Origin of the sequence: Phenylobacterium sp. (assembly GCF_036677185.1) — a bacterium.
GTDB lineage: Bacteria > Pseudomonadota > Alphaproteobacteria > Caulobacterales > Caulobacteraceae > Phenylobacterium.
Genome location: NZ_JAKFEN010000027.1, coordinates 1 through 13,522, shown reverse-complemented (window position 1 = coordinate 13,522; position 13,522 = coordinate 1). Strand labels below are relative to the sequence as shown.

At 67.3% G+C, this 13,522-nt stretch carries 10 protein-coding genes and 1 pseudogene; 5 read left to right on the top strand and 6 right to left on the bottom strand.

The features are described from left to right. Positions 1-28: 28 nt before the first annotated feature. From V6M51_RS23915 to V6M51_RS16255, 5 genes and pseudogenes are all read left to right on the top strand, one after another. Positions 29-337 (top strand): annotated as a pseudogene (locus tag V6M51_RS23915) (ATP-binding cassette domain-containing protein); the annotation flags it as partial. Beyond that, positions 326-1,054 carry a Wzt carbohydrate-binding domain-containing protein gene (locus V6M51_RS23910; protein WP_442957864.1) on the top strand — a complete coding sequence of 243 codons (729 nt, stop codon included), beginning with the start codon at positions 326-328 and terminating at the stop codon, positions 1,052-1,054. The pseudogene V6M51_RS23915 and the gene V6M51_RS23910, both read left to right, overlap by 12 nt. Positions 1,055-2,006: 952 nt before the next feature. Next, positions 2,007-2,300: a hypothetical protein gene (locus V6M51_RS16265; protein WP_332768838.1), complete on the top strand. Its 294-nt coding sequence runs from the start codon at positions 2,007-2,009 to the stop codon at positions 2,298-2,300. Between the two features lie 199 nt (positions 2,301-2,499). Further along, positions 2,500-4,815, top strand: a complete 2,316-nt coding sequence (locus V6M51_RS16260; RefSeq protein ID WP_332768836.1) for an ATP-binding protein — start codon at positions 2,500-2,502, stop codon at positions 4,813-4,815. A gap of 386 nt (positions 4,816-5,201) precedes the next feature. Beyond that, on the top strand, positions 5,202-5,621 hold the full coding sequence (locus V6M51_RS16255) for a hypothetical protein (protein WP_332768834.1): 420 nt from the start codon (positions 5,202-5,204) through the stop codon (positions 5,619-5,621). A gap of 328 nt (positions 5,622-5,949) precedes the next feature. Here the strand turns inward: V6M51_RS16255 and V6M51_RS16250 are convergent, their stop codons facing one another. From V6M51_RS16250 to V6M51_RS16225, 6 genes are all read right to left on the bottom strand, one after another. Continuing rightward, positions 5,950-6,378: a copper-binding protein gene (locus V6M51_RS16250; protein ID WP_332768832.1), complete on the bottom strand. Its 429-nt coding sequence runs from the start codon at positions 6,376-6,378 to the stop codon at positions 5,950-5,952. Then, the gene (locus tag V6M51_RS16245) at positions 6,375-9,539 is read right to left on the bottom strand and encodes an efflux RND transporter permease subunit (protein ID WP_332768830.1); all 3,165 of its coding nucleotides are present in this window, start codon (positions 9,537-9,539) and stop codon (positions 6,375-6,377) included. The genes V6M51_RS16250 and V6M51_RS16245 overlap by 4 nt, the downstream gene beginning before the upstream one ends. Next, a complete protein-coding gene (locus V6M51_RS16240) occupies positions 9,536-11,011 on the bottom strand; it encodes an efflux RND transporter periplasmic adaptor subunit (protein ID WP_332768828.1) in 1,476 nt (491 codons plus the stop codon). The genes V6M51_RS16245 and V6M51_RS16240 overlap by 4 nt, the downstream gene beginning before the upstream one ends. Continuing rightward, positions 11,008-12,237 carry a TolC family protein gene (locus V6M51_RS16235; protein WP_332768826.1) on the bottom strand — a complete coding sequence of 410 codons (1,230 nt, stop codon included), beginning with the start codon at positions 12,235-12,237 and terminating at the stop codon, positions 11,008-11,010. Before V6M51_RS16235 ends, V6M51_RS16240 begins: the two co-directional genes overlap by 4 nt. A 126-nt stretch (positions 12,238-12,363) precedes the next feature. Further along, positions 12,364-12,666, bottom strand: a complete 303-nt coding sequence (locus tag V6M51_RS16230) for a hypothetical protein (protein WP_332768824.1) — start codon at positions 12,664-12,666, stop codon at positions 12,364-12,366. A gap of 127 nt (positions 12,667-12,793) precedes the next feature. Then, positions 12,794-13,186 carry a hypothetical protein gene (locus V6M51_RS16225; RefSeq protein ID WP_332768822.1) on the bottom strand — a complete coding sequence of 131 codons (393 nt, stop codon included), beginning with the start codon at positions 13,184-13,186 and terminating at the stop codon, positions 12,794-12,796. Positions 13,187-13,522 lie beyond the last annotated feature (336 nt).

Here is a 13,522-nt window from a genome sequence, read left to right as displayed (position 1 = left end):
TGATCGCGTGGACCTCACCGTCGCGCGCGGCGAGAGCGTGGGGGTGCTCGGGCGAAACGGCGCCGGCAAAACGACGCTCATGAAGATCCTGGCCGGCGTGATCTCGCCGGACGAGGGCGAGGTGCGTCGGTACGGCCGGATCGTTCCGGTCCTATCGGTGGGTGGAGGCCTCAATCCGAACCTCACGGGCCGCCAGAACGCCCACTTGATCCTGCGTTCGATGGGGCTGAAGGCGCGCGAGGCGGACGCCGAGATGGGGCCGATCCTCGGCTTTTCCGAACTGGAAGGCGCTTACGACCAGGCCATGCGCACCTATTCGTCGGGTATGCGCAGCCGGCTTGCCTTCGCCAGCGCCATTCATTGCCCCGGTGATCTGATCATACTCGACGAAACCTTGTCCGTGGGCGACCTGTCCTTCCGGATGAAGTGCTACGGCCGGATTCGGGACATGCGGGCCAGCGGGCAGAGCTTCCTGATCGTCAGTCACAGTCCGGACACCCTGGCCTCGTTTAGCGACCGCATCATCGTGTTGGACAGCGGACGCAAGCTCTTCGACGGCAAGCCGCAGGACGCCGTCATCGCCTATAAGGAGCTGCGCGTCCGCTCCGATAGCGATCTAGGCGAGCCGGCTGACGACAGCGTCGATGAGGTGACCATCACGCTTTTGGAAGCGACCCCCAAGGTCCTGCGTCGAAGGGGCGAGGCGTGCCGGATTCGGCTCAAACTTGCGGCTCGCCGGCCGGTCGGCGACCTCCAACTCAGGATTGGAATTGTCGACGGCAGGGGCGTCGCCGTGAGCGTCCTGCATGCCAGCCTCACCCAGCTTGGTTTGGGGCCATTTGCCGCCGGCCAAGCCGTCGAATTGACGGCCCGTTTCGAGAACTGGCTCGCGCCCGGCAGTTTCGCGGTGACGGCCGCGGTCTATTGCCCGGAGACGGAGACGCCGCTCGGCTATGTCGGCCGATTGACGAATCTACGTGTCGCGGGCGAGCCCGAGCCATTGGGACCGGTGGCTGCGCTCGGCCACGAGCCCCGCGTCGAGCTGTCTCGATAGGGTGGAGGCGAGTTTGACGAGCAACGGGCGCGTCTTCGTTCGTGACGGATCGGCACGGTTCGCAGGCGACTTACCGGCAGCCGCTCTGCCCCGGAATGTCAGGTGCGCTAGGCGCGGTGGCGGGCCAGAAGTGGTTAGCGGGCCCACACCCCACTTGCCGATATGGACCCGCTAACCTGCCAGCGCGGGCTCGCGTGACCCGAATGACCATGCGCCTCCCGGGAAGGAAGGCAAAGCCGTCCCCTTGCCCCAAACGCTCTTGGTGGCATCGGAGCTCCTTAGCTGCATATCGAGTGACCGATTCGCGCGTTGCGAACGATGCCCGCCTCCGGAATTGGCGAATCTAGAGTCCCGCATTCGGGCGCTATGCGGAACGCCGTAGGGCGCGATGAACCGTTTGCTGTTCGCTCGTTCCAATCTTGCTAGGGCGAATCGCATCGCCTTGAAGTGGTGGGTGTCCTCGCTGAGTTTGTGCGACGTGACTAAGGTCAGGCCGACAAGTGCCCGGCCCTAACCGAGACTGCGACCTCCTCCAATACGAACCTGAGAGAAGGACGCTTAGGGCAAGTGAAACTAGCAAAAACATCCCGGCGGGCAGCGTCGCGGTGCGAAGGTCGACGTCCGGCGTCGCATAGGCAAAGCACCAGAAGGCGATCAACGCCGACAAGCTAGTCGCGAACACCGCCGGCCCGAGACCTAGCAAGAAGGCTGACAGAACGATGGCCGGATAGAAGCTGGAATACGCATAGGCCGAGCCGACACTCGAAGCCATCGCGAGCCTAATCACGAAGACGGCGAGCACAAACATTAGCGCCGTCACGTAGTAGCGACGAGATTTGATCGATTGCGGTGACATAGGCGACCACCCCGCGCGCCGAAGTCACGGCGCGGCTACGAGATTAGAGGCCTATGTGTGACGTCTGGACTGCGGCGGTACAACCCCCAGAAGATCGTGGCCACCGACGTCCTTCGCCCCACGCATCGCGGTTTGGCGCTGGAGGCAAGTGGTTTGCCGGAGATCGCGGCACATTCGTCGGCAGGCTCCCCACGATCTCTCTCGGTCAATCAGTTCATTCAATCGTCCGCTCTGCCGGAGCTCTCCCTTCGCAGCGCCCTCGACCAGGAAGCCGAAGCGTGCGCCCGCCTTGTCGGCGTCGGGGCACAGAAATTCCTCGGCTCGTCCGTCGAGCTTCACGACCTATGCGCGATAGATGGCAACGCAGCCGCGGGCTGGCCTGGTCGCTGACACCGACGAAGTCCCCAAGGAGTTGCGTAGGCTCAGTAGCCGCCGACAGACGCCTTGACACTGCGTGGCCGCAGTGAGCGACGCCGGCCCCAAACCCATGCGGCAAATTGTCAGCGCCCGGTGCTCAACCATAGGGCGTTAACCAGCGGCGCGTAAGTTTGGCTCCGTGGATCAATCCTGCATGGTCGGGAGCGCATGAGTGTCGGACGTCTATGATGCCTCTAGCCGCCTGACCGCTAGTTGGTTCTTCGAAAACGCACGTGAGCTGTTCGGCGTGGTCTCGCCCGAGGGGCTCATCCTTGAGATCAACCCAGCCTGGACGGCGCTCACCGGCTGGATGCCCGAAGAGCTGCTTGGGCGTAACCTTCTGTCGCTTTTACACACCGACAGCCGCGGCCCCGTCGTCGAGATGGGGCGAAAATTGACCCGCGACGGCGACGTCCCGTCGCGCATGCAGATGCGTTGCGCGGACGACCGCTGGGTCTGGCTTGAGGGTAGTGCTCGCCGCGGTCCCCAGGGCGAGATGATGGGCATGCTGCGCGATGTGACGGAGGAATACCGGCGCGCCGAAGCGCTGCAGCATGCGAGCCAAGTGGAGAAGCTACTCTCCCAAACTGCGGGCGTCGGTCTCTGGCGCTACGATCCCCGGACGGAAGAAATCCTGTGGTCGGCGGAGTGGACCGCGATGCTCGCCGCCGCCGGGATCAGCATGAAGACGCCGGAGGAGTTTGTTCAAGTCTGTCATCCCGACGACTACGAGCACGTGTTGGCCACGATCACCGCGGCGGTGGAGCAGGGCCATGCTGGCGCCTTCAACCACCGCATGCGCGCCGCCGACGGCCGCTGGATTTGGGTTCGGGCCCACGTCCACGCCGAGTCCGCGGCTGAGGGCGTGCACGTGGTGCATGGAATCTCGCAGGATGTGACGGAGCTCGCCGAGGCGCGGGGCGATGCCGAGGCCCAGTTCCAGCGGTTGAAGATCGCCCTGCAAGCCGCCAACGCCGCCGTGGTCGAGATCGGCTACGACGAGCCGTTCTTGTGGACTTCGTCAGGCTTCGACGACCTAGTCGGCCAGTCGATGACCTACGCACAAGCACGCGCGACGGTGTGGCCCTTCGTCCATCCCGACGACACCACGACGGTCAGAACGGCGGTCGGATCGTGGCTCGACGGCGGCCCGGTCGAACCCCTGGATGCACGCGTTCTGCTGCCCGACGGATCCGAGCGTTGGGTGCGGATCTTCAGCGAGATCCAGAAGGATGTCACCGGCCGCTGGCGGCGCAGCATCCACCTCATCAAAGACGTCGATCAACGTAAACGCCAGGAGCTGGCGTTGGTCGAAGCCGAGAAGGCCGCCCAGGCGGCGACCGAGGCCAAGTCCCAGTTCCTGGCCAATATGAGCCACGAGCTTCGAACGCCGATGAATGGCGTCCTCGGCGTCCTGCATCTTCTCAAGGGCCAGGCGCTTCCGTCCCAGGCCCGATCCATGATCGATGAGGCGTTGTCCTGCGGCGGCATGCTCCAGGCGTTGCTCGACGACATCGTCGACTTCTCACGACTGGAAGCCGGCCGTCTGGCGTTGACAAGCGAACCGGTCGATGCTCACGCGGTGCTGGGAGGCGTCGCAGCGATGCTGCGCCAGAAGGCCGAGGAGAAGGGCTTGGCGCTAACTTTGGAGATGGGCGCCTTGCCCCCGTGGATCGCAGGCGATGCGCTCCGGCTGCGCCAGTGCCTGTTCAACCTGATCGGCAACGCCGTGAAATTCACGCGCGAGGGGTCGGTGGCGGTTCGGACCATGACGCGGACCGCCCTGGACGGGACGCGCCTGCGCTTTGAGGTCGAGGATACCGGCATCGGCATTTCCGCCGAGGTCCAGGCCGTCCTCTTCGAGCGCTTCCAGCAGGCTGACACCTCGACCACCCGCCGGTTCGGCGGCTCGGGTCTCGGGCTGGCTATCACCCGCAAGCTGGTGGAAATGATGGGCGGGGAAGTCGGCGTCATTTCCGCGAGCGGACAGGGCGCGACGTTCTGGTTCGAGCTTCCAGTTGAGGAGATCGAGCCGCCCGTCCCGGAAGAGGCGGCCGAAGCCGCCGTGCTCGATGGCTGTCGGGTGCTGGTGGTCGAAGACAATCCCACCAATCGCATGATCGCCACCAAGATGCTGGAGAGCTTCGGCGCGATTGCCTCCATGGCGGAGGACGGCGAGCAGGGCGTCGAAGCCGCCCTGGGCGGCGACTTCGATCTCATTCTGATGGACATCCAGATGCCGCGGCTCGACGGAATGGAAGCGACGAGACGCATCCGTGCGTCCGCCAGTTCCGCGGCCTCCACACCGATCATCGCGCTGACGGCCAATGTGCTGGCGCACCAGTGCGAAAGCTACCTCGCCGCCGGTATGGACGGTGTCGTCGGAAAGCCAATATCGCCCGCGAGGCTACTGCGGGAAATCAGCCGGCTGGTTGAGACCCCCCCGCCGACGGGCGAGCACCAGATAGCTCACATCGTCGCGCTGTAAGTCGCGTCCTTCCGACGACGAGTTGCGCTCCCTCCCGAGCTGGCGTCTTGCTCTGGGCCCACTTCTTGGATGCATCGTGAAGTGCGCTTCCGCATCCGAGTTGGGCGCGGTCTTCCGGGACGAACTTGGATAGTGCTGTCGCCCTGGAGCGGTGCGCAACAATTCCGCCTAAGAAGAGAAGGCGCTACCAGCGCTCCGCGGATTCGCCGCCTTAACTTCGGAGGTGGCCCGACACCGCGTCGCGTTGAAGCGATCTTGTGATCGCAAGTATGCCAGGCCCCAGCCTGCGGACGTGAACGGCAGATGACGTCAAGCCTCAGCCAACAATCAGGGCAAGGCTGCTCTACTTCTCCTAAGCCGATGCAGGCCCATGAAGGAGACTTCCGATGAAAGTGCTACTGGCGGCTTTGGTGGCCACGACCGCGCTGTCCGCCGCGGTTCCGGCCAGTTCGCAAAACTACGATGGCCGCGATCAGCGCGACTATGGTCGTGGACAAAGCGATTGGGAGCGGGGCTCGAGCTATCGCCTCTCCCAACAGTTCGACCACGCCTATCAAGGCATCCAGCACGGGTTGGAGGACGGGTCATTCACCCGCTGGGAAGCCCGAGGCTTCTTTGAGCACGTCCGGGAACTGCGCCGCCGGCTCGCTTACTACCAGCGGGACGGCCGCCTCAATGGCTGGGAGCGACAGGATCTGGACCGTCGGCTGCAGCGCCTGCACGACGTGATGCACGCCGCCCATGAGGATGGCCACGACGCCCAACGCGATTACGGCGACGACGATCACGACCATGATCGCCGCTAGGGTCCAAGACGCTACGGCGCGTGTCTCTGTGGGCCAAGCGATCACCGGGAACACCTATACCCCGCGGCAGGTGGAGCAGCCGAAACGATGATAGGAAAGCTGCCGTGATTGTCCAAAGGCGGCTGTCGATCCCACGTGTGGTCGTCGCCGTACCCGGCTTCAGCGCTGATCTGCACCCGTCAACGCGATGAGACCGAGGTCCACACAAAAAGTGGGTCCGCCATCGGGGTGAATGCGGGCAAAGGGGTCCGCTCAGTTGGAAGCGGACACCTCGCGGCGTAGAGCCGCATCCCTGAGACGAACAACAATCGTCCCAGGGACAACAGGCTTACTGAGGCCGCACCGCCGTCACTTCGCCGCCGCTGCCGCCGCCGCCGAGCTTGAGATCGAACGCGACCTTGTCGCCGACCTTGACGGTGTCGAGCAGGGTGGGCGGTGTCGCCTTGAACGCCATGGTCATGGCCGGCCAGTTGGCCTCTGGGATCGGCCCGTGATCCAGCGTGATCGTGCCGGCCTTGGGATCGACGGCGGTGACCGTACCGGTCCCCGTGGCCATCTTAGCGTCGGCGGACATGTCCATCTTCGACATGTCGCCCGACTTCGCCGCGTCGGCCGACATGGCGTCACCCGAGGGCGGGGCTGCGGACGCCGGCGTGGCTTCGGCGGGAGCCGTCGCCACCTCCTGCTTTGGTCCGCAAGCGGCGAGGGCCAGGGTCAGGGCGAGCGCGCCGACCGTGGCGTAGGGAAGAGCTCTCATGATGATCTCCTTTGGGTTTGAGAGGGTGGGGCGAAGTCGGTGCCGACCCGTCTCGGGCGGCGCATGAGGAAGAAGGCGGCCGGGATGACCAACATCGAGAGCAGGGGCGCCGTCAGCATGCCGCCGATCATCGGCGCGGCGATGCGGCTCATCACCTCGGAGCCCGCGCCGTGTCCGATCAGGATAGGCGCCAGGCCCGCGAGGATCACCGCCACGGTCATGGCCTTGGGGCGCACGCGCAGCAGGGCGCCTTCACGAACGGCGTCCTCGACCTGATCGCCCGAAGGACCAGGCCCGCGATCCACTAGGGCGTGCTTCAGGTAGATCAGCATCACCACCCCGAACTCGGCCGAGACCCCGGCCAGGGCGATGAAGCCGACGCCGGTGGCGACGGACTGGTGGTAGCCCAGGAGGTAGAGCGCCCAGATCCCGCCGGTCAGCGCGAAGGGTAGCGTCGCCATGACCAGGACCGCCTCGTCCAGGCGGCGGAAGATCACGTAGAGCAGGACGAAGATGATCAGCAGCGTCGCCGGGACGACGATCTTCAGGCGTTCGACGGCGCGCTGCAGATATTCGAACTGGCCCGAATAGGCGATCGAAACGCCCGGCGAGAGCTTCACGTCCTTGGCGACGACGCGCCGCAGGTCGTTGACGACGGCGCTCAGGTCGCGCCCGCGCACGTCGATATAGACCCAGGTCGAGGGCCGGGCGTTCTCGGTCTTCAGCATTGGCGGGCCATCGGCGATCTCGATCTTCGCCACCGTGCCCAGCGTGATCTGCTGGCCCGCGGGCGTCAGCACCGGCAGGCTTCGCAGGCCTTCCAGGCTGTCGCGGATCTCGCGCGGATAGCGCACATTGATCGGATAACGGGCCAGCCCCTCGACGGTCTGGCTCACCGTCTCGCCGCCGATCGCGCCGGAGACGACCTGCTGCACGTCGGCGATGTTGAGCCCAAAGCGGGCGGCGGCGGCGCGGTCGATGTCGATGTCGACATAGCGCCCGCCCGTCAGGCGTTCCGCGAGCGCCGAGCTGACGCCTGGCACGGTCTTCGCGACGGTTTCCACATCACGGGCGATGCGGTCGAGCTGGGCGAGATCGGCGCCCGACACCTTCACCCCGATCGGGCTCTTGACGCCGGTCGCCAGCATGTCGATGCGGTTGCGGATCGGCGGCGCCCAGACATTGGCGAGGCCCGGGACCTTCACCGTCCGGTCCAGCTCCTCCACCAGCTTGTCGGGCGTCATGCCGGGCCGCCACTCAGCTCGCGGCTTGAACTGGATGGTGGTCTCGAACATCTCCAGCGGCGCCGGGTCGGTGGCGCTTTCGGCCCGGCCGGCCTTGCCGAACACGCTCTTTACCTCCGGCACCGTCTTGATCAGCCGGTCGGTCTGCTGCAGCAGTTCGCCGGCCTTTTGCACCGACAAGCCAGGTAGGGCCGAGGGCATGTAGAGTAGGTCGCCCTCGTCCATGCTCGGGATGAACTCGCCGCCGAGTTGGCTAAGCGGCCAGGCGGTGGTGGCGAAGGCCAGGACGGCGATGAGCAGGGTCGCCCTCGGCTTGCGCATCACCCAGTCCAGCACTGGCTTGTAGGCCGCGGTCAGCCAGCGGTTCAGGATGTTGCTGTCCTCGCGTGGGATGCGTCCGCGAATGAGGTAGCCCATCAACACCGGGACCAGGGTCACAGACAGGATCGCCGCCCCGGCCATCGCGTAGGTCTTGGTGAAGGCCAGAGGGGCGAACAGCCGGCCCTCCTGGGCCTGCAGGGTCAAGACCGGTACGAACGACAGGGTGATGATCACCAGGCTGAAGAACAGGGCCGGCCCGACCTCGGCGGCGGCGTCGGTGATGACCCGCCAGCGGGTCTCGCCCTCCAATCGCTGGCCCGGATGATCCTGTTCCCAGCGCTCGATCTTCTTGTGGGCGTTCTCGATCATCACCACGGCGGCGTCGACCATGGCGCCGATGGCGATGGCTATGCCGCCCAGCGACATGACGTTGGCGTTGACCCCCTGGATGCGCATCACGATCAGCGCGAACAGCACCCCCAGCGGCAGGGTGAGGATCGCCACCAGGGCCGAGCGCACGTGCCAGAGGAACAGCGCGCAGACCAGGGCGACGACGATGAACTCCTCGATGAGCTTTTGGCGCAGGTTGCCGATGGCCCGGTCGATGAGTTGGGAGCGGTCATAGGTCGTCACCACCTCGACGCCGGGCGGCAGGCTCTTCTTCAGTTCAACGAGCTTGTCCTTCACCGCGGCGATGGTCTCGCGCGCGTTCTTGCCGGAACGCAGGATGACCACGCCGCCGGCGACCTCGCCCTGGCCGTCCAGTTCGGCGACGCCGCGGCGCATCTCCGGGCCGAGCTGGAGGGTCGCCACATCTCCCAACCGCACCGGAACGCCGCCGGGCGCCGTCTTCAACGGGATGGCGCGGAATTCGTCGAGGCTCTTTAGATAGCCCGAGGCGCGGACCATGTACTCCGCCTCGGCCAGCTCCAGCACCGAGCCTCCGGTCTCCGAATTGGCCTGCTGGATCGCGTCCACGACTTGTCGGTGCGTGACGCCGTAGGCGGCGAGCTTCACCGGATCGAGCACCACCTGGTACTGCTTGACCATCCCGCCGATCGAGGCGACCTCGGCCACCCCCGGCAGGCTCTTCAGTTCGTAGCGCAGGAACCAGTCCTGCAGGGATCGGAGCTCCGACAGGTCGTGGCGGCCGGTCCTGTCGACCAGGGCGTACTCATAGATCCAGCCGACGCCCGTGGCGTCCGGCCCGAGCGCCGGCTTGGCGGTGTCCGGCAGGCGGCTCTGAACCTGGTTCAGATATTCCAGGACCCGCGAGCGGGCCCAGTAGAGGTCGGTCCCGTCCTCGAAGATCACATAGACGAAGCTATCGCCGAAGAACGAGTAGCCGCGCACCGTCTTGGCGCCCGGCACTGACAGCATGGTGGTGGTCAGCGGATAGGTGACCTGGTTCTCGACGATCTGCGGCGCCTGGCCCGGATAAGGCGTGCGGATGATCACCTGGACGTCGGAGAGGTCCGGCAGGGCGTCGACCGGCGTGGAGCGCAGGGCGACCAGGCCAGCGGCCAGCAGGGCCAAGGCGGCGATGATGACGAAGAAGCGGTTCTTGACCGACCCGCGGATCAGTTTGGCGATCATCGGGCCGATCCCGCCGGGCTGACTCGACGCACGACCGGCCCGCCCGGCCGCTGCTCGAAACCGAAGGCGATCCGGTCGCCGACCTTCAGCCCCTCGGCCAGGGACGGGGAGCCAAGCTTGAAGGTCATGGTCATGGCGGGCCAGCCGATGGCGGGTACGGGCTCGTGGGAGAGGGTGATCGAGCCGGCCGACAGCGCCTCGATCCGGCCTCGCGTCTCGTAGAGGGCTGGCGCGGCCCCGGCCGTCGATGCGGACGCGCCGGCGGCGAGCGGCCTGGCCTGGACGCCGGCGAGGCTGGCTTCCGAGTCGATCAGGAACTGCCCGGAGGCGACGATCTTCTGGCCTTCGCTCAGGCCCGCGAGGATCTCAGTCCGTCCGGCATCGTCGCGCCCTGGCTGGACCTCGACCGGCTGGTAGCGGCCGCCCTCGGCGGCGACCATGACCAGGGCCCGCTTGCCGGTGCGGATCACCGCCTCCGACGGCACGAACAGAGCCGTCCGCGCCGGGCCGCCGAGATGAACCGTGGCGAACATGCCGGGCTTGAGCCGGCCGCCGGAATTGGCAAGCTCCACACGCACGGTGAGCGTGCGGCTGTCGGCCTGGGTGGTCGGCAGGATCGCGGTCACCCGGCCGTTGAAGCTCTCGCCCGGAAAGGCGGCGAGTTCAGCGCGAACAGGCTGGCCGACACGGACCTGGCCGCCCTGCACCTCGGGCACGGCGGCGTTGAGCCAAACGGTCGACAGGCCGGCGACCTGAGCCAGGGTCTGGCCCATGCCCACGGTCATGCCCTGGCGCACGTCCAGGGTCTGGATGGCGCCGCCCACCGGCGTCGTGACGGTGATGACGTTGCGGGTCCGCCCCGTCCGCGCGACTTGGTCGATTAGGCCCGCGGGCATGCCGAGCAGCATCAGCCGCTGCCGGGCCGCCGCCTCCAGGGCTGCATCGCCGGATCGGCGCACCGCCAGGTATTCCGCCTGGGCCCCGCCCCAGGAGGGGATCAGCAGATCGGCGATCGGTGCGCCGGCGGCGACCACGTCGCCGGGCGCCCGGGCATAGACCCGCTGCACGAAGCCGGCGGCCCTTGCCTGGATGACGGCGACGTCGCGCTGGTTGAAGTCGAGGACGCCAACGGCGGCGAGGCCCTGGGCGAAGTCACCGCGCTGGACACTGGCCAGCCGCACACCGAGGTTCTGGACGGCGGCGGGATCGATCCGCACACCGCCCCCACCCGCCGGACCTTCGTCGGCGTAGCGGGGGATCATCTGCATATCCATGAACGGCGACTTGCCCGGCTTGTCGAAGTGTTGGGCCGGGACCATCGGGTCGTACCAGTAGAGCACCTTGCGCTCGCTCGACGCGGCGGGCGCGGCGGTCTGCGGCGACGGCCTGTCGAGTTGGGCCAGGCCATAGCCGCCGGCGGCGGCGAGGACGGCGATGGCGGCGGCCGACAGGACGAGTTGGGCGCGGGTCATGGGGCGTCGCTTTCGTAGGTCAGGACGATGCGTACGACGTCGCGCTGGACGTCGGCTTCGCGGTCGAGGAGGTCGATCTTGGTTTCGGCCAGCGCCAGGAATGCGCCCAGCACCTCGGACAGGCCGGCGGTCCCGGCGGCGTAGCTCGCGGTCTCCAGGTCGGCGCGCCGCGCGGCCAGCGGCTCCAGCGTGGTCCGGGCGCGGATCAACCGGTCATGATGCATGGCGTGGTCGGCGAGGTCGGCCTCAAGCGAGGCGGCCAAGCCGCGCCGCGCCGCCTCGCGCTCGTAGCGCACGCGGGTGGCGGTCGAGGCTCGGGCGGCGATCACCGGATCCTGCCGGGTGCGGCCGAACAGCGGTAGGCTGACCGCCGCGCCGACCGAGACCATGTCGCCGTACATCGGATCTCGACGCTGGTAGGTCAGGTCCCAGCTCCAATCGGGACGCTTGTCGGCCTTGGCCAGCGCTACATCGGCGTCGGCCTGGCGGCCCATGGCCTCATAGGTCTGGAGCGAGGGATGGGCGTCGAGGTTGGCGCGCAGGCGAGCGGGATCGATGCTGTAGCTGGGCAGGTCGCCGGTGACGTCTGCGGTGGCCTCGCCGGTCCAGCGGACCAGCTCGGCTCGAGCCTTGCCGACGGCGGCGACCATGTCGGCGCGCCGGTCGCCCAGCGCGGCGGTCAGTTGCTCCGGCTCCAGGGTCTGGCTCGGACGCGCCGAGCCCGAGGCCAGTTGCGACGGGGCGCTGGATCTAAGCGGCGCCAGCGCCTTGTCGACCTCATCCAAGGCGGCGAGCCGTTTCTTCGCATAGTAGAGATCGATCCAGGCCAACGCCGTGTTCAGGCGGACGTTGCGGGACTCCACGGCCTGCGCGTTTTCCGCGGCGCCGATGTCTGCCGCCGCACGCTCGCGGTCGGCGCGGCGCTTGGCGGCGTTGGGGACGTCTTGTGTCACGCCAACGGTCGCCATGGTCATGCTGTCGCCGTTGAAGGTTCCGGCTGGTGGACCCGAGATCGGGAAGTTGCCGAGGCCGACGGCGAGCCTTGGGTCGGGAAGCCGGCCCGCGGCGATCGCCGACGATCTGGCCGCCGTGATATCGGCGCCCGTGGCCTGGAGGCTGGGGGCGGTGTGGTCGGCGAGCTTGAGCGCCGCCTCGAAAGTCAACGGCGCGGCCTGGGCGGCGCCGGTGAACAGGGTCGCCCAGGCAAGTGTCAAGACAAGACGCATGATGGTTTCCCGCTGGGGTGCATGTCGCGACTCAGGTGCGAGCCGGAAGCGTCGGCGGCGTCGTGAGCCGCCGACGCCCCTCCGCCCCGCGCCAGGGGATAAATCGGGCGCGGGGTTTGGAGCCGGCTAGGCCTTGGGCGACGTGGCCGCGCCGTGATGGTCGCCCATCGTGGTCATGCACATGTCACGCGTGGCGGCGTCGCCCGTCATCATCGGGCAGTCGCAGTTGGCCATCCGCGCGTGCTCGGAGCCCGCGCGCGGGACCTTGATCACGGCGCGGAACACGTCGTGCGGGTTCGAAGACCGCGGGGAGGCGCGATAGGTGATTTCGCTTGGGGACTCAGCGGGAGCCGCGACGGCCAGGGTTGCGGCCGAAAGGCCGAGCGTCAGCGCCGCGGCGCCGATCGCAATGAGATTGCGGGAGGTCATGGGACCATCCTCCATACCGATTGAGCGTCCGTCGGACGGCGTCCGGACGGGCAATTCTGGGCTGACGGCGTCGTTCGCACGTCGGCGAGCGCTCAAGGAGAGCCCGCGCCAACGCTGGCGCCTGCGGTCAGGCCAGCGGTCTGGGAGGGTGGTAGAGACGGGGCGTGGTCACGCCCTCGCGCATCTGGTTGCTGTCGGCGAAGGTCACGCTCTCATAGGCCACGGACCCCGATACTCCGAACGAAGCTGGCAGAGGAATCGCCACCGTCGCGCAGCCCATCTTGCCGATGCAGTCGGCCGTCATGCCCATGCACGGGCCTTTGACCGGGGACTGTGGCGGGGCGGCATTGGTCATGTCCGACATGCCGGGCATGTCCGCGCAGTTCATCATCGCGGGCGCCGTCTGGGTGGCTGCCGGCGCGGTGTCGGCCATCGCCATCGGCATGGCGCGCGCCGTCGTCTGGCCGACAAAGCCGACCAGGGCGAGCGCAGCGACAAGACAGCGGATCAGGTTCCACATGACACGACAGACCTAGGCCACGCTCCGAGTTGGGGCAAGTTTCGTTTCGGTAACATGGACCGCGCGACCTTAAGGGAGCCTTGCACGAAGGCGCAGATCGGGCCGCCCGCGCCCGCTCCTGCTGCGCGAGACGGTCGACATAAGGCCGTCCGGCATGGCGCCTCCATGGCGCCATGCCGGTGTGGGTCAGCGAGGACGTTCGGGCTCGACCGTGGAGGCGTCGACTGCGTGAGCGTCGGCCGCGAGCGGCGTCCGGATCGCTGTGCGGAAAACGTCCTTCGCGTTCGAGGGCGGCGGCCCCATGCGGTAGGCGTACGCCCCGTCCGTTCCTGAGAC

Bases quoted from the DNA above. Each gene is read 5' to 3' on its own strand.
- V6M51_RS23910 (WP_442957864.1), top strand. From the start codon at position 326: ATGCGCAGCCGGCTTGCCTTCGCCAGCGCCATTCATTGCCCCGGTGAT.
- V6M51_RS16255 (WP_332768834.1), top strand. From the start codon at position 5,202: ATGAAAGTGCTACTGGCGGCTTTGGTGGCCACGACCGCGCTGTCCGCC.
- V6M51_RS16250 (WP_332768832.1), bottom strand. From the start codon at position 6,378: ATGAGAGCTCTTCCCTACGCCACGGTCGGCGCGCTCGCCCTGACCCTG.
- V6M51_RS16245 (WP_332768830.1), bottom strand. From the start codon at position 9,539: ATGATCGCCAAACTGATCCGCGGGTCGGTCAAGAACCGCTTCTTCGTC.
- V6M51_RS16240 (WP_332768828.1), bottom strand. From the start codon at position 11,011: ATGACCCGCGCCCAACTCGTCCTGTCGGCCGCCGCCATCGCCGTCCTC.
- V6M51_RS16235 (WP_332768826.1), bottom strand. From the start codon at position 12,237: ATGCGTCTTGTCTTGACACTTGCCTGGGCGACCCTGTTCACCGGCGCC.
- V6M51_RS16230 (WP_332768824.1), bottom strand. From the start codon at position 12,666: ATGACCTCCCGCAATCTCATTGCGATCGGCGCCGCGGCGCTGACGCTC.
- V6M51_RS16225 (WP_332768822.1), bottom strand. From the start codon at position 13,186: ATGTGGAACCTGATCCGCTGTCTTGTCGCTGCGCTCGCCCTGGTCGGC.